Source organism: Pseudomonas sp. FP603, assembly GCF_030687415.1.
In the GTDB taxonomy this organism is placed as follows: domain Bacteria; phylum Pseudomonadota; class Gammaproteobacteria; order Pseudomonadales; family Pseudomonadaceae; genus Aquipseudomonas; species Aquipseudomonas wuhanensis.
This window is the reverse complement of record NZ_CP117431.1, coordinates 6360559-6376866: the sequence shown is the minus strand read 5'-3', so window position 1 is coordinate 6376866 and position 16308 is coordinate 6360559. Positions and strand designations below refer to the sequence as shown.

9 protein-coding genes are annotated in these 16308 nt (G+C 59.8%); 4 read left to right on the top strand and 5 right to left on the bottom strand.

Features of this window, described 5'->3' with window-relative positions:
* Positions 1 to 150: 150 nt before the first annotated feature.
* A complete protein-coding gene (locus tag PSH65_RS29415; RefSeq protein ID WP_305423980.1) occupies positions 151 to 474 on the top strand; it encodes a hypothetical protein in 324 nt (107 codons plus the stop codon).
* Positions 475 to 721: 247 nt separating this feature from the next.
* Positions 722 to 1561 (top strand): 23S rRNA (adenine(2030)-N(6))-methyltransferase RlmJ, encoded by an 840-nt coding sequence (locus PSH65_RS29410; RefSeq protein ID WP_305423979.1) that lies wholly within the window; start codon positions 722 to 724, stop codon positions 1559 to 1561.
* A gap of 142 nt (positions 1562 to 1703) precedes the next feature.
* Here the strand turns inward: PSH65_RS29410 and msrA are convergent, their stop codons facing one another.
* The 5 genes from msrA to aceE form a co-directional block, all read right to left on the bottom strand.
* The gene (gene msrA / locus PSH65_RS29405; protein WP_305423978.1) at positions 1704 to 2351 is read right to left on the bottom strand and encodes a peptide-methionine (S)-S-oxide reductase MsrA; all 648 of its coding nucleotides are present in this window, start codon (positions 2349 to 2351) and stop codon (positions 1704 to 1706) included.
* A 68-nt stretch (positions 2352 to 2419) separates the two neighbouring features.
* Positions 2420 to 5113 carry a bifunctional diguanylate cyclase/phosphodiesterase gene (locus PSH65_RS29400; RefSeq protein WP_305423977.1) on the bottom strand — a complete coding sequence of 898 codons (2694 nt, stop codon included), beginning with the start codon at positions 5111 to 5113 and terminating at the stop codon, positions 2420 to 2422.
* Between the two features lie 236 nt (positions 5114 to 5349).
* Positions 5350 to 6747 (bottom strand): alkaline phosphatase D family protein, encoded by a 1398-nt coding sequence (locus tag PSH65_RS29395; RefSeq protein ID WP_305423976.1) that lies wholly within the window; start codon positions 6745 to 6747, stop codon positions 5350 to 5352.
* Positions 6748 to 7038: 291 nt separating this feature from the next.
* Positions 7039 to 8997, bottom strand: coding sequence for a dihydrolipoyllysine-residue acetyltransferase (gene aceF / locus PSH65_RS29390; RefSeq protein ID WP_305423975.1), 1959 nt, complete (start codon positions 8995 to 8997; stop codon positions 7039 to 7041).
* A gap of 11 nt (positions 8998 to 9008) precedes the next feature.
* Positions 9009 to 11654, bottom strand: coding sequence for a pyruvate dehydrogenase (acetyl-transferring), homodimeric type (gene aceE, locus PSH65_RS29385; protein WP_305423973.1), 2646 nt, complete (start codon positions 11652 to 11654; stop codon positions 9009 to 9011).
* A gap of 384 nt (positions 11655 to 12038) precedes the next feature.
* Here aceE and glnE point away from each other — a divergent pair, with 384 nt between their 5' ends.
* Both glnE and waaF read left to right on the top strand, forming a co-directional pair.
* Entirely contained in the window at positions 12039 to 14978 is a 2940-nt protein-coding gene (glnE, locus tag PSH65_RS29380) for a bifunctional [glutamate--ammonia ligase]-adenylyl-L-tyrosine phosphorylase/[glutamate--ammonia-ligase] adenylyltransferase (protein WP_305423972.1), read from the top strand.
* Between the two features lie 295 nt (positions 14979 to 15273).
* On the top strand, positions 15274 to 16308 hold the full coding sequence (waaF, locus tag PSH65_RS29375; RefSeq protein ID WP_305423971.1) for a lipopolysaccharide heptosyltransferase II: 1035 nt from the start codon (positions 15274 to 15276) through the stop codon (positions 16306 to 16308).

Genomic DNA, 16308 nt, shown 5'->3' with positions numbered 1-16308 from the left:
TAATATCGTTCGCGGCGGCTGTGCGCGGGACACGTTTCGACGTGGCTGAGTTGGAGTATCTCAGTTTCCTACTCCCGCGCACGGTTGCCACCCAAGCCCGTAGGAAAGGCCGTTGGTAGCTTCAAATACATACTCCAAGGTCTCTAAAAAATGAAAAATCTTCATCCCGATCCACCCTACGAAAAAATAATCCCTCATCCCGAAAACCGCTTCATGGCATTGACCGGCAACTGCAACGACATGCCCACGCTATTCGTCGATACCCACGCGCCGCTGGATATCTTGACCGACACTGCCAACTATCGAATTCGCGCCGTCACTCAGGTGCTGGAAAACATGTCGATGCGCGGTTCCATCGAGTGCGAGTCCTTCATCCTTAGTGATTTTGCTTTGCTCTGTGCCATTCCATTGCGCGATGGGTGTGATGTGCTGGATGTGATTGGGCGGCGTTTGCGGGCTCGGCCTTCGGAGTAGCGCCGCAGAATGATCGTTCCCACGCTCCTGCGTGGGAATGCAGCCCGTGACGCTCTGCGTCACATCGGTGCCCGACTCGACACCAGCGGTGTGGCTGGAACGCGGAGCGTCCCTTAAGGCATTCCCACGCGGAGCGTGGGAACGATCACCGTGTAGAGGTGGCGGCACCAGGATTGCCCGCTCAGCCGCGAACCCCTGACGTTCTGCCCCGTACAAGGTAAACTTCCCGGCCTTCGCAGGAGCAATCATGAATTATCGTCACGCCTTCCATGCCGGCAATCACGCCGATGTGTTCAAACACCTGACTTTGACCCGCCTCATCGCCCTGATGTCGCGCAAGGAGCAGCCGTTTGCCTATCTCGACACTCACGCCGGTATTGGTCTGTATGACCTGCAGGGCGATCAGGCCAGTCGTACCGGTGAGTACCTGGAAGGGATCGCGCGGTTGTGGGATCAGCCGGATTTGCCGGCGCTGACTGCTGATTACATGAAGGTATTGCACGAGATGAACCCGGATGGCCAATTGCGCTATTACCCGGGGTCGCCGGAGTTGGCGCGGCGTTTGACCCGGCCGCAGGATCGCGTGTTGCTGAACGAGAAGCACCCGGAAGATGGCTTGCTGCTCAAGGACAATATGGCCGGTGATCGTCGGGTGAAGGTGCACTTGGGCGAGGGCTGGCATGTGCCGCGGGCGATGTTGCCGGTGCAGGAGAAGCGGGCGGTGATGTTGATTGATCCGCCGTTCGAGCAGCTTGATGAGATGCAGCGTTGTGCGGCGTCGTTGAAAGAAGCGGTTGGCCGCATGCGCCAGACGGTGGCGGCGATCTGGTACCCGGTGAAGGACCAGCGCATGTTGCGGCGTTTTTATCAGGATCTGGCTGGCACGGGTGCGCCGAAGTTGTTGCGGGTGGAGTTGTTGGTGCATCCGTTGGATACGCCCAATAGCCTGAATGGTTCGGGGTTGGCGATTGCCAATCCGCCATGGGGGCTTGAAGAGGAATTGCGTGAGTTGCTGCCGTGGTTGTCCAAGAAGCTTGGGCAGACCCAGGGTGGGTGGCAGATGGATTGGTTGATTGCCGAGAGTTGATACATTGCATTAGTGGCGTCTGATCCGACGCCATCGCGGGCAAGCCCGCTCCCACAGGGATTTATGTCGATCACAACATAGTGGTTAGACACATCACCTTGTGGGAGCGGGCTTGCCCGCGATGCTTTTCAGGGCCCGAAAATCAGATCGGGCAGGTCACGCCTGTACCGCCAATCCCGCAATACCCTTCAGGGTTCTTGGCCAGGTACTGTTGGTGATACGCCTCGGCGTAGTAGAACGTCGGGGCTTCGTCGATTTCGGTGGTGATGGTGCCTTTGCCAGCCTTGGTCAGTTCCGCCTGGAACACTTTCGCGCTGTTCTTCGCCGCTTCCAGTTGTTCCGGTTTGGTGCAGTAGATCACCGAGCGGTACTGGGTGCCGATGTCGTTGCCCTGGCGCATGCCTTGGGTCGGGTTGTGCAGTTCCCAGAACATTTTCAGCAGTTGTTCATAGCTGACTTTTTCCGGCTCATACACCACGAGCACCACTTCGGTGTGCCCGGTCAGGCCCGAGCAGACTTCTTCGTAGGTCGGGTTCGGCGTGAAGCCGCCGGCGTACCCGACCGAGGTGCTGAACACGCCTTCGCGCTGCCAGAATTTGCGTTCTGCGCCCCAGAAACAACCCAGGCCGAAGATTGCGAATTCTACGTTGCCCGGAAACGGACCCAGCAGCGGGTTGCCGTTGACGAAGTGTTTTTCCGGAACCTTGATCGGGGTTTCGCGGCCAGGCAGAGCTTGTTCTTTAGTCGGGAGCACGTTTTTGTTCACCAGGATTTCCGAGCGCAGAACCATGATCAGTCCTCTCAGTCAGGTTGAGATGTAAATACAGACTGCCAGTTTGCCCGAGTGTTACGTCGCTGTCAGGCGATTGGGCCGCGCGGATAGCGTTTGAGCTTTTCGATCAGCTCGGAGCCCGGGATCGGTCGGTCGAACAGGTAGCCCTGGCCGACGTCGCAACGGTGGCGGCGCAGGAAGGCCAGTTGCTCGGCCGTCTCGATGCCTTCAGCCACGACCTTGAGTTTCAGGTTGTGAGCCATGGCGATCACCGCGGAGGTGATTTCCATGTCGTCCTGGTTGTCCGGGATTTCGTGGATGAAGCTGCGATCGATCTTGATGATGTCGATCGGGAATTTTTTCAAGTAACTGAGCGACGAGTAACCGGTGCCGAAGTCGTCCATGGCCAGGGTCAGGCCCAGACGCTTGAGCTGATCGAGCTGCAAGTGCGTGTCTTCGGTGGCTTCCAGCAGCAGGCCTTCGGTCAGCTCCAGTTCCAGCAGGTTCGCCGGCAGCGCTTCTTCCTTGAGGATGTTGGCGATGGACGCCACCAGGTCCGGATCGGAGAACTGTTTGGGCGACAGGTTAATCGCCACTTGCAGATTGCCCAGGCCGGCGGCGGTCAGGTCTTTGCTCATGCGGCAGGCCTGGCGGGCGATCCATTTGCCGATAGGGATGATCAGCCCGGTTTCTTCGGCCACGCTGATGAACTGGTCCGGGCGGATCATGCCTTTTTCCGGATGGTTCCAGCGCAGCAGCGCTTCCATGCCCAGCAAGCGACCGCTGCGCAGGCACAGCTTGGGCTGGTAGAACACGTCCAGCTCGTTCTGGGTCAGGGCGCGGCGCAGGTTGTTTTCGACGAACAGTTTGTAGCTCGCCTCGGCATTCAGGGCTTCGGTGAACACTTGCACCTGGTGTTTGCCGTTAGCCTTGGCCTTGTGCAGCGCCAGGCCGGCGTTGCGCATCAGCGTCTGTGGATCGCGGCCGTGCAGTGGTGCGCAGGCCAGGCCCACCGAACCGGTGACGCTGATTAACTGGTTGTCGACGAACATCGGTTTGTCGAGGGTTGCCAGTAATTGATTGGCAACCTGCTGGCCCGTCGAGAGGTCAGTGTCGTCCAGCAGCACCGCGAATTCGTTACTGGCAAAACGTGCCAGGCTGCCGCTTGGGCTCAGGCTGTTGCGCAAGCGCCGAGCCAGGCTGATCAGCAGCTTGTCGCCGGTTTGATGGCCGAGGCTGTCGTTGATGCGTTTGAAGTTGTCGATGTCCACCAGCAGCAGGCTGATCGGCGTGTCGCTGTCTCGGGCAAAGCGTTCATCAAGGTTGCGGATGAACGCCGGGCGGTTGCCGAGGTTGGTCAGGTTGTCGGTGTAGGCCAGGCGCTCGATGCGCTGCTGGGCGAGTTTGGTCTGGGTGATGTCTTCGTAGATACCGATGTAGTGCGTCAGCTCACGGTTGTCGCCATAGACCTTGGAAATCGACAACTGGCCCCAGTAGGGTTCGAGGTTTTTGCGCCGGCTCTTGAACTCGCCCTGCCAGCTGTTGCTCTTGGCCAGCGCCGACGGCGCGTCGAACAGCAGTTCGCTGAGGTTTTCCAGCGCTGGCAGTTCCGACAGCCGCTGACCGTGGACTTCTTCGGTGGTGTACTGGGTGATCGCGGTAAAGCTTGGGTTGACGTATTCCACCACGCCATCGCAATTGACCAGCAGAAAGGCGTTGGCGCTTTGCTCCACCGCACGCTGGAACAAGTGCAGGGCGCTGGTGGCGGTGCGGCGGTTGTGGTTATTGATGACTTGGGCGAACTGATCCGCCAGTTCACCGGCGAAGGCGATTTCGTCCGACTGCCAGGCGCGGGTCGCACCGATCTGTTCCAGGCAGAGCACACCGACCACCTGGCCATCGACGCGGATGCTGGCGTCGAGCATGGCGTTGACGTCACGCGGGCGCAGGTGTTCGGCGATTTCCCGGGTACGCGGGTCACGCATGGCGTTGTGGGCGTCGATGGCGCGGCCAGTGTGCAAGGCGTCGAGGTAATCGGGAAAACCACTGGCGTCGATCGGCTCCGGCAGTTGGCGACCCCGGGTGGCGCGATGGTAGGCCGAGATCGGCGTCAGTCGCGAGCCGTCGAGGTTCCACAGGCTGGCGCAGTCGATTTCATAGATGTCGCAGGCGCTGCGGGTGATCAGTTCGGCAGCTTCTTGCAGGGAATTGTTGGTGCTGTAGCGCTGGCGGGTCAGCAGCAGGATCAGGTCTTGCTGGGCGCGCACCCGGTCCAGGTGCTGCAGTTGTTCCTGCTGGGCACGTTGATTGAGTTCCAGGGCGATTTGCAGGCGTGAGTTCTGGGTTTCCAGATCCAGCGCCGGCAGCAACGGTTCGCCGTCGAACAGGCCGTCCACCACCATCAGGTAGCCGCGCAGCAGGTGCCGATTGTGTTGTTTGTAAGCTTCGCCCAGTTCCAGCAGGCTCAGAACGCCTGCGACGGTGTGCAAGGTGTAGCGGATCAGGTAATGCGGGCTTTCGGTGAGTTGCTGCTGGATCGTGTCGTGCAGTTGATAGCGCGCTTCGGGCTCCATCAGGCTGGCGTAGGGCGAGCCGACCAGAGCACAGAGCTCCACTGCCGGCAGGCCGAATTGTCGTTCGCAATTGGGGTCGAGAAACAGCAGCGCCCAGCTCGGTTCATTCAGCCGTTCGAAACGCAGCATGCCGAGCCGCGAGGGCACCGGCAACTGCGTCACTACCTCGGCCACCATACGGCTGGCGGCATCGGGTTGGCTCTTCATATGGAGGGAAACTCGCTTCGAATATGCTGATCGCGCCGGGCTCACGCCCTCTTTACTGTTGCCTGCGGCAAGGTTGCATCATTGCGACACCGACTGACAAGAGACATGAAGGCCAAGTGCTATAAGAATATGTCGGCAGACGTGAAGAATTCTCCAGCGAGGCGCGAAAAGTAATGCTGTGAGTCAAAAGATCGTAGCCTTCGGCAGCCCCTGCAAGGCTGCGATCTTTTCCGGGATCAACGCAATTTTATGGTTATTGACTGCAGTTGCTTGCCATCCCGATCGTGATAATTGACGCGAACCTGTTCAGTATCGACGACCAGGTGCGCGAAGTTGTCCTGGCTGATCACCTCGCTGGTCAGCTCATGCCGATAATCTCCCGCGGCCGTTCGGGCCAACGCTTGGTCGAGAATGAACGTGGATGCCTTGGCATACGGCAGCAGTTTGCTGTTGCACAGCGGTGAAGACACGATGGTGTGAACTTCGAAGTCCGGATTCTCGCTGTGGGTCAGGCGACTGGTCAGCGACCCATGGACATCGCCGGAAATGAACAAGACGTTCTTGATGCCGTGCGTACGAATCGTCTCCAGCAGTCGTAGTCGTTGCTCCGGGAAGGCTTTCCAGGCGTCATCACCGTGAAGCTTGCGGTCAGGGTAGAACATGACGCTGGTGACCACGAATTTGACTCGGGCCTTGCTGTTGATCAGCCATTTGAGCAGCGCCTGTTCCTGCTCTTCATCAAGGATGCGCCGGTCGCTGGCCGACAGATTGCGGCGGGTTCGGCTATCGGTGATAAACCATTCAATATCGCCCTCGCTGAATTGATACCAATAGTGCGGCAGCAGCGCTCTGTTGACTTGCCCGTTGGCAAGCAGTTCATGTACGGGGCTGTGGCTGACTTGATAGAGTTCATACGCCGCCATGGCGTTTCTGTATAAGTTAACATCGCTCTTACTTGCATTGGCTGGCCAGTTGTCTTCAATTTCATGGTCATCGAGGATCATGTAAGTCGGCACGCCGGACATTAACTTCGAGATATGAGGTTGCGAAAAAGCCGTGCGGTATTTGCTGAGGATGTCCTTGTATTCCCGGTCGGGGGCCACGAGGTTCAAGTCATCGACGTAGATTTGGTCGCCAGTCATCAACATGGCGCTGACAGGCGGCTCGGCGCGTTCCGCCAGGCTTGTGATCGAGGCAAAGATCCGGTCGCCCAAATGCGGGGCCGAGGCAATGCCGGCGGTCATTCGCAGGTAACGACATGAGCCTACGATGTAGGCCCGTGGCGTGGTGGTTTTGCTGGACTGCGTGCGAAAGCGATAGATTTCCCGCGGCCATTGCAGCGGCAGTTCCTGGATCGTCTCCACGGTATGCACCGGGCTCATGGGGCTGAACCAGCCCGCCTGATATTCATAGTCGGTATCGATGGCGAGATCGTTGAGGGCAATTACATCGGACATGTCGCGCAAGATGGTTAGTTTTGTAAATGTGCCTTTGGACCAGTGTTCCTCACCGGTGCGTCGATAACGAACACCTGCAAATACCAAGGCGTCATTCTGTAATTCGCCGCGCAAGAAAATGCGGGCGTGGTTAGTTGCGGTGTGGCCAATAATTGGGCCGACAGTCGGTTTGAACATGTTCGAATCCATTCGAAGTAATGCTAACTAAGCAGATTAAGTTGTTGAAGTTTCTATTAGAAACTATCCCAACTAAGACTAGTTATTGGCTCGCGAAAAATATCGGGCGGAAGTGGACTCGAGTTGTAGGCGGTGTAAGCCATGAATGTAGGAATAAAGCGCGGATGAGCTGCTACAGGCCATTTTCAAGGCAAAAAAAGCCCCGCCAAATTGGCGGGGTTGAGGTACGAGCGTGGCGCTCGGAAAACATGGAGCGCGACAGACCCTCCGGTGAAGGAGGGCCGGTCGGTGTTACAGCAGGATGGTGCGGATGTCCGCCAGCAGGTCGCTCAGACGCTTGGTGAAGCGTGCAGCAGCGGCGCCGTTGATCACACGGTGATCGTAGGACAGCGACAGAGGCAGCATCAGTTTCGGCTGGAAGGCTTTGCCGTCCCAGACTGGCTGGATGGTTGCCTTGGAAACACCGAGGATCGCCACTTCCGGCGCGTTGACGATCGGCGTGAAGCCGGTGCCGCCAATGTGGCCGAGGCTGGAAATGGTGAAGCAGGCGCCTTGCATGTCGTCAGCGGTGAGCTTTTTGTCGCGGGCTTTGGCAGCCAGCGCAGCGGCTTCGGCTGCCAGTTGCAACAGGCTCTTCTGGTCGACGTTCTTGATGACCGGTACCAGCAGGCCTTCAGGGGTGTCGACCGCGAAGCCGATGTTCACGTACTTCTTGCGGATGATCGCCTTACCGCTTGGCGCCAGCGAACTGTTGAAGTCCGGCAGTTCCTTGAGCAGGTGCGCGCAGGATTTGAGCAGCAGCGGCAGGATGGTCAGCTTGACGCCAGCCTTCTCTGCAACGGCTTTCTGAGCAATACGGAACGCTTCCAGCTCGGTGATATCAGCCGAATCGAACTGAGTCACGTGAGGAATGTTCAGCCAGCTGCGATGCAGGCTCGACGCGCCGATTTGCATCAGGCGAGTCATCGGCACTTCTTCGGTTTCACCGAAGCGGCTGAAGTCCACGACCGGAATCGGCGGGATGCCCGCGCCGCCGGTTGCACCAGCCGCAGCGGCTGGAGCTTCCTTGGCCTTCTGCATCATGGCCTTGACGTAAACCTGCACGTCTTCCTTCAGGATGCGACCATGCGGACCGCTGGCGCCAACGGCGCTCAGCTCGACGCCGAACTCGCGGGCCAGTTGACGCACGGCCGGGCCGGCGTGAACTTTAGCGCCCGGCTTGGCTGGAGCGGCGGCCGGGGCAGCAGCAGGTGCAGCGGCCGCCGGAGCAGCAGCGGCAGGCGCAGGCGCGCTCGGAGCAGTTGCGGCTGGAGCCGGGGCTGCAGCAGGTGCCGCGCCTTTGACTTTCAGCTTCAGGATCAGGTCGCCAGTACCGACTTCGTCATCCAGCTTGATGGAAACGCTTTCCACCACGCCAGCGGCAGGCGATGGGATTTCCATGCTCGCCTTGTCGGATTCCAGGGTGATCAGCGACTGGTCGGCGGCGACGGTATCGCCAGCCTTGACCAGTACTTCGATGATCTTGGCCTTGCCCGCCGAACCGATGTCCGGGACGTGAATGTCCTGAACAGTGTCGGCAACCGGGGCTGCCGGAGCCGCAGCGGCTGGCGCCGGAGCAGCGGCAGCAGGCGCAGCTGCCTGGGCTGGCGCGGCCGCGGCTGGTGCAGCCGCACCCGCCACTTCCAGGTCCAGAATCAGGTCGCCGGTGCCGACTTCGTCGTTGAGCTTGACGCTGATGGCCTTCACCACGCCAGCGGCAGGCGATGGAATTTCCATGCTCGCCTTGTCGGATTCCAGGGTGATCAGCGACTGATCAGCCGCGACGGTGTCGCCGACCTTGACCTGAATCTCGATGATCTGAGCCTTGCCCGACGAACCGATGTCCGGCACGTGTACTTGCTGAACGCTGGCAGCAGCAGGCGCGGCGGCTGGAGCAGCTGGCGCTTTCGCGGCAGCAGGTGCAGCTTCAGCTTTGGCGGCTGGCGCAGCGGCAGCCGCAGGCGCCACAGCAGTGGCACCTTCGACTTCCAGCTCCAGCAGTTCGTCGCCTTCTTTCAGGCGATCACCCAGCTTCACTTTCAGGCTCTTGATGATACCGGCCTTCGGCGCAGGCACTTCCATGCTCGCCTTGTCCGACTCAAGTGTCAGGATGCTCTGGTCGGCTTCGATACGGTCGCCGACCTTCACAAACAGTTCAATTACTTCACCTTCACCGCTGCCGATGTCAGGTACGCGAATGAGTTCGCTCACAGAGTGTCTCCTCAGCAGTCCAGTGGGTTGCGTTTTTCCGGGTTGATACCGAACTTGGCGATGGCTTCAGCCACCACTTTAGGTTCGATATCACCACGGTCAGCCAAGGCTTCCAGGGCTGCCAACACCACGAAATGACGGTCGACTTCGAAGAAGTGACGCAGCTTCTTGCGGCTGTCACTGCGGCCGAAACCATCGGTGCCCAGGACTTTGAATTCCTTGGACGGGACCCACTGACGAATTTGTTCAGCGAACAGCTTCATGTAGTCGGTAGACGCGATGACCGGACCTTTACGGCCGTTCAGGCATTCTTCGACATAGCTCAGCTTAGGCTTCTGGCCAGGGTGCAGACGGTTGCTACGCTCAACGGCCAGGCCATCGCGACGCAGTTCGTTGAAGCTGGTAACGCTCCACACGTCGGCGCCGACGTTGAACTGTTCACGCAGGATCTTCGCCGCTTCACGGACTTCACGCAGGATGGTGCCGGAGCCCATCAGCTGCACGTGGTGCGCCGCTTCGCGGGTGTCTTCTTCGAGCAGGTACATGCCCTTGATGATGCCTTCCTCGACACCGGCCGGCATGGCTGGCTGCTGGTAGGACTCGTTCATCACGGTGATGTAGTAGAAGACATCCTGCTGCTCTTCGGTCATCTTCTTCATGCCGTCCTGGATGATCACCGCCAGCTCGTAGCCGTAGGTTGGATCGTAGGTGCGGCAGTTCGGGATGGTGGCAGCCAGGATGTGGCTGTGACCGTCTTCGTGTTGCAGGCCTTCACCGTTCAGCGTGGTCCGGCCGGCGGTGCCGCCGATCAGGAAGCCACGGGTGCGGCTGTCGCCAGCGGCCCAGGCCAGGTCGCCGATACGCTGGAAGCCGAACATCGAGTAGAAGATGTAGAACGGCAGCATTGGCTGGTTGTGGCTGGAGTACGAAGTACCGGCAGCAATGAAGGAGCTCATGGCGCCCGCTTCGTTGATGCCTTCTTCGAGGATCTGGCCCTTCTTGTCTTCTTTGTAGAACATCACCTGGTCTTTATCGACTGGCTCGTAGAGCTGGCCGACGGAGGAGTAGATGCCCAACTGACGGAACATGCCTTCCATACCGAAGGTACGGGCTTCGTCCGGGATGATCGGAACGATGCGCGGGCCGATTTCCTTGTCCTTGACCAGTTGCGCGAGGATCCGCACGAAGGCCATGGTGGTGGAGATTTCACGGTCGCCCGAACCGTCGAGGATAGCCTTGAGGGTATCGAGCGATGGGGTTGGAACACTGAAGCTCTGCGCGCGGCGCTGTGGCACGAAACCGCCCAATGCAGTGCGGCGCTCGCTCAGGTAACGGGCTTCGGCGCTGTTTGGTTCCGGTTTGAAGAACGGCAGGTTTTCCAGCTCTTCGTCTTTGACCGGAATGTCGAAGCGATCACGGAACAACTTCAGGCTGTCGACATCGACTTTCTTGGTGTTGTGCGCGGTGTTTTTCGCTTCGCCGGCACCGGTGCCATAACCCTTGATGGTTTTGGCCAGGATGACGGTCGGTTGTTCTTTGTGGTTGACCGCTTCGTGGTACGCCGCGTAGACCTTGTACGGGTCGTGGCCGCCACGGTTGAGTTTCCAGATTTCGTCGTCGGACAAGTCTGCAACCATCGCCTTGAGTTCTGGCGAGTTGAAGAAGTGTTCACGCACGAACGCGCCGTCTTTGGCTTTGTAGTTCTGGTACTCGCCGTCGATGACTTCGTCCATGCGGCGTTGCAGGATGCCGTCGACGTCTTTGGCCAGCAGTGGGTCCCAGAAACGGCCCCAGATGACTTTGGTCACGTTCCACTGAGCACCGCGGAATACGCCTTCGAGTTCCTGGATGATCTTGCCGTTGCCGCGAACCGGGCCATCAAGGCGCTGCAGGTTGCAGTTAATGACGAAGATCAGGTTGTCCAGCTTCTCGCGGCCAGCCAGCGAGATGGCACCCAGGGATTCCGGCTCGTCGCACTCGCCGTCGCCCAGGAAACACCAGACTTTTTGCTTGCCTTCCGGGATGAAACCACGGGCTTCCAGGTACTTCATGAAGCGTGCCTGGTAGATCGCCTGGATCGGGCCCAGACCCATGGATACGGTCGGGAACTGCCAGAAATCAGGCATCAGCCAAGGGTGCGGGTAGGACGACAGGCCCTGACCGTCCACTTCCTGGCGGAAGTTGTTCATCTGGTCTTCGGTGATGCGGCCTTCCATGAACGCGCGGGCGTAAACGCCTGGCGAGGTGTGGCCCTGGAAGTAGATCAGGTCGCCGCCGTGCTCGTCGGTCGGGGCCTGGAAGAAGTAGTTGAAGCCGATGTCATACAGGGTCGCACTGGAAGCGAAGCTGGAGATGTGACCACCCAGGTCAGAATCTTTCAGGTTCGTACGCATTACCATGGCCATCGCGTTCCAGCGTACCAACGAGCGAATGCGGCGTTCCATGAACAGGTCGCCAGGCATGCGTGCTTCGTGGGTAACGGGAATGGTGTTGCGGTACGGCGTGGTGATGGCGTAAGGGAGCTGCGAGCCGCTACGGGTCGCGAGTTCACCCATACGGGTCATCAGATAGTGAGCACGGTCTTCGCCTTCTTTGTCGAGAACCGATTCCAGGGCGTCCAGCCATTCCTGGGTTTCGACGGGATCGAGGTCTTGCATGGCTTGCTCCAGGGCGGAAAGGCTTCCAGAATCGGTTGCCTGAGTTTGCGACTGGCCTTGTGGGCAGACGATATAAATTCTTGGATTGCCGAGAGGTATGTTCCGGCGGCGTGTAGTTTTACTACAAATCATCGGGCATTTCAGCCTTTCGAATGTATAGACGAGTAGTAAAACTACAGATGATTGGCTTGTGGCCTCCGGCTGCGTTGTGAGAATAATCGTTAAGGTTGGTCTTTTGCCAACCAAAAAAGGTGAAGGCTTGATGATCGCTGCCAAAAATAAACAAATTTCAGCTATTTCTAACCTTTGTTCGGCAGTCGGTCAGGTAGCGCATTTTCACGAATCACTACATGCAGCCCTTCACACGCCGATCAAGGATAGACCATGAGCCTCCCTTCGCTTGCCGAACTGCCCGGCGTACTCCTGCCATTTGTCACCCGTGCCGAGCAGTCGTTCCGTACGGCCGTCGCGGTGCTTGCCGACGATCATGGCTTGGCTGCCTGGACGCCTGAGCGCTGGGCGCAATTTGCCCGCGTCACCGCCGCCAGCGACTTTGTCATTGAACAGAGTGTGCGTGACCCTTTGATGTTGCTGGAGCTGGTGCAGTCCGGCGAACTGGATCGCGCCTTTGCGCCGGGCGAGTTGTGCGCGCAGATTGCGACGGCGGTGAGCACCGCCGAAACCGACGACCAACTCGGCCGCGCCCTGCGTCGCCAGCGTGCACGCCAGCAAGTGCGGATTATTTGGCGCGACCTGACTCGCCAGGCCGATCTGATCCAGAGCTGTCGCGACCTCTCGGACATGGCCGATGCCAGCATCGATCAGGCCTATCAGTGGTTGTATCAGCGCCATTGCCAGCAGTTCGGCACGCCCACCGGGCGGCGTAGCGGGGAGCCGCAGCAAATGGTCGTCCTCGGCATGGGCAAGCTCGGCGCCGTGGAGCTGAACCTGTCGTCGGACATCGACCTGATCTTCGCCTACCCCGAGGGCGGCGAAACCGTCGGCGTGAAGCGGTCGCTGGATAACCAGGAGTTTTTCATTCGCCTCGGCCAGCGGCTGATCAAGGCCCTGGACCCGATGACCGTTGACGGCTTCGTGTTCCGCGTCGACATGCGCTTGCGGCCTTACGGCTCGTCCGGCGCGCTGGTGCTGAGCTTCAATGCGCTGGAACAGTATTACCAGGATCAGGGCCGCGACTGGGAACGCTACGCGATGATCAAGTCGCGCGTGGTGGCCGGCGATCAAGTGGCGGGCGCGCAACTGCAAGAAATGCTGCGCCCGTTCGTTTACCGACGTTATCTGGACTTCTCAGCCATCGAAGCGCTGCGCACCATGAAGCAGTTGATCCAGCAGGAAGTCCGGCGCAAGGGCATGGCCGACAACATCAAGCTGGGTTCCGGTGGCATTCGTGAAGTCGAATTTATCGCCCAGGCCTTCCAGTTGATTCACGGTGGCCGCGACCTGAGCCTGCAGCAGCGTCCTTTATTAAAAGTACTGAGCACCCTCGAAGGTCAGGGTTACCTGCCGGCGGCGGTGGTCAGCGAATTGCGTGAAGCCTACGAATTTCTGCGTTACACCGAACACGCGATCCAGGCCATTGCCGACCGCCAGACTCAGATGCTGCCGGATGGCGAACAGGATCAGGCGCGCATTGCCTTTATGCTCGGGTTTGCCAATTGGACGGCATTCCACGAACAGCTGATGTACTGGCGCGGCCGGGTGGCCTGGCACTTTGCTCAGGTGATCGCCGATCCCGATGAAGAGGACGGCGCCGAGAGCGAAGTGGTGGTCGGCGGCGAATGGCTGCCGCTGTGGGAAGAAGCCCAGGACGAGGAGGCCGCGTGCCGTCAGCTGGAGGAGGGTGGTTTCGCCGATGCCTCCAAGGCGCTGAAAGCCTTGGCCAGTCTGCGTGGCAGTCCGCAATTGCGCGCCATGCAGCGTCTGGGGCGTGAGCGCCTCGATGCTTTTATTCCGCGTTTGCTGGCTCAGGCCGTGGAACACGCCAATCCCGATCTGGTGCTGGAGCGGGTGCTGCCACTGGTGGAAGCCGTGGCGCGTCGTTCCGCCTATCTGGTGCTGTTGACCGAGAACCCCGGCGCCCTGCGCCGCTTGCTGACGCTATGCGCCGCGAGCCCGTGGATTGCTGAACAGATCACGCGCTTCCCGTTGTTGCTCGACGAGTTGCTCAACGAAGGCCGGTTATTCAAGCCACCGCTGGCGCCGGAACTGGCGGCCGAGTTGCGCGAGCGTTTGACGCGGATTCCCGAAGACGACCTCGAACAACAAATGGAAGCCCTGCGGCATTTCAAACTGGCGCACCGCTTGCGCGTCGCCGCCTCGGAAATCGCCGGCAGCCTGCCCTTGATGAAGGTCAGTGATTACCTGACCTGGCTTGCCGAAGCGATCCTCGAACAAGTGCTGGCCCTGGCCTGGCGCCAGACCGTGGCCAAGTACGGCACGCCGCTGCGCACCGACGGCAGCTTGTGCGACCCTGGTTTCATCATTGTCGGTTACGGGAAAGTCGGCGGTCTGGAGTTGGGGCACAGTTCGGACCTGGATCTGGTGTTCATCCACGACGGTGATCCGCAGGCCGAAACCGACGGGCCGAAGCCTATTGACGGCGCACAGTTTTTTACCCGGCTCGGGCAGCGCATCATTCATTTGCTGACGGCGCAGACCAACTCTGGTCAGCTGTATGAAGTGGACATGCGCCTGCGGCCGTCTGGTGCGTCTGGTTTGCTGGTGAGTTCCCTGGGGGCGTTTGCCCGGTATCAGGAAAACGAAGCCTGGACTTGGGAGCACCAGGCGCTGGTGCGGGCGCGGGTGCTGGTGGGCAGTCAGGATGTCGGCCAGGCTTTCGAGAAGGTTCGCGCGGCGGTATTGGCCAAGCCGCGGGACCTGCCGACCTTGCGCCAGGAGGTCAGCGAGATGCGCGCCAAGATGCGCGATAATCTCGGCAGCAAGAGCACTGCGGCGGGCACCGCGGCAAATGCCTTCGAGGCCACGGCGCCGTTCGATCTCAAGCAGGACGCCGGAGGTATCGTCGATATTGAATTTATGGTGCAATACGCGGCTCTGGCATGGTCTGAGGCGCATCCGTCATTGCTGCGCTATACCGACAATATCCGTATTCTGGAAGGGCTGGAGGAGGTCGGGCTGATGCCCGCCGAAGACGCCAGCCTGTTGCGTGAAGCCTATAAGGCCTATCGCTCCGCCGCTCACCGGGAGGCCTTGCAGAAGGACGCCGGTGTGATACCGGGCGACCAGTTCGTGGATGAACGACGGCAGGTAATGCGTATCTGGCGTGAGCTGGGGTTAAGCTGAAACGGGATATTTGCAACACCTGATACCCCTGTGGGAGCGAGCCTGCTCGCGATGAGGCCGTCACATTCAACATTTATGCTGACTGTCAGGCCGCGATCGCGAGCAGGCTCGCTCCCACACTGGATCTGCGGTGTTTGGTAGATTGAAGGCGCTAAGCTGTATCGCATGGATGTGCACAAAATTGATCCGACGAGCCCCAATCAGCTCGTCCAAATGACCTGACGGTTCACCCCGCAGGTGCTGGATTCTCGAGGCGGGGAGGCGTATGCCTCCCCGGCTCGTTTTTGGAAACCACATGAAAATTCTGATCGTTGGGCCCAGTTGGGTCGGTGACATGGTGATGGCGCAGACACTTTTTCAGTGTCTCAAACAGCGTCACCCGCAATGCGAAATCGACGTGCTGGCCCCCGAGTGGAGCCGGCCGATCCTCGAGCGTATGCCCGAAGTGCGCCAGGCCTTGAGCTTCCCGCTCGGCCACGGCGTGCTGGAGCTGGCGACGCGTCGGCGCATCGGTAAATCCCTGGTCGGTCAGTACGACCAGGCCATCCTGCTGCCCAATTCCCTGAAGTCGGCATTGGTACCGTTTTTTGCCGGTATCCCGAAACGCACTGGCTGGCGTGGCGAATTTCGCTACGGCCTGCTCAATGACGTGCGTACGCTCGACAAAGAACGTTACCCGCTGATGATCGAGCGGTTCATGGCTCTGGCCTTTGAGCCCGGCGTCGAGTTGCCGAAACCGTATCCACGGCCGAGCCTGCAGATCGACCCGGTGACCCGCGATGGCGCACTGGCCAAATTCGGTCTGGCCCTCGACCGTCCGGTGTTGGCGCTGTGCCCCGGCGCCGAGTTCGGCGAGTCCAAGCGCTGGCCGTCCGAGCACTACGCCAAGGTCGCCGAAGCGAAGATCCGTGAAGGCTGGCAGGTCTGGCTGTTCGGCTCGAAAAACGATCATGCGGTGGGCGAAGACATTCGCGCGCGGTTGATTCCCGGTCTGCGTGAAGAGTCGGTGAACCTCAGTGGCGACACTTCCCTGGCCGAGGCCATCGATCTGCTGTCTTGCGCTGACGCCGTGGTCTCCAACGACTCCGGCCTGATGCACGTGGCTGCCGCGCTGAACCGCCCGTTGGTGGCGGTGTACGGCTCGACGTCGCCGGGTTTCACGCCACCGTTGGCCGAGCACGTCGAAATCGTGCGCCTGGGCATCGAGTGCAGTCCGTGCTTCGATCGCACCTGCCGTTTCGGTCATTACAATTGCTTGCGCCAGCTCATGCCCAAAGCGGTGAACGAAGCCTTGCAGCGGTTGCTGGGCACTGTGGTCGAGGTCAAATAG

Coding starts and splice junctions, on each gene's coding strand:
- PSH65_RS29400 (WP_305423977.1), bottom strand. CDS start 5,113: ATGAAGAGCCAACCCGATGCCGCCAGCCGTATGGTGGCCGAGGTAGTG.
- glnE (WP_305423972.1), top strand. CDS start 12,039: ATGAGCCTCCCTTCGCTTGCCGAACTGCCCGGCGTACTCCTGCCATTT.
- aceE (WP_305423973.1), bottom strand. CDS start 11,654: ATGCAAGACCTCGATCCCGTCGAAACCCAGGAATGGCTGGACGCCCTG.
- waaF (WP_305423971.1), top strand. CDS start 15,274: ATGAAAATTCTGATCGTTGGGCCCAGTTGGGTCGGTGACATGGTGATG.
- PSH65_RS29395 (WP_305423976.1), bottom strand. CDS start 6,747: ATGTTCAAACCGACTGTCGGCCCAATTATTGGCCACACCGCAACTAAC.
- msrA (WP_305423978.1), bottom strand. CDS start 2,351: ATGGTTCTGCGCTCGGAAATCCTGGTGAACAAAAACGTGCTCCCGACT.
- PSH65_RS29415 (WP_305423980.1), top strand. CDS start 151: ATGAAAAATCTTCATCCCGATCCACCCTACGAAAAAATAATCCCTCAT.
- PSH65_RS29410 (WP_305423979.1), top strand. CDS start 722: ATGAATTATCGTCACGCCTTCCATGCCGGCAATCACGCCGATGTGTTC.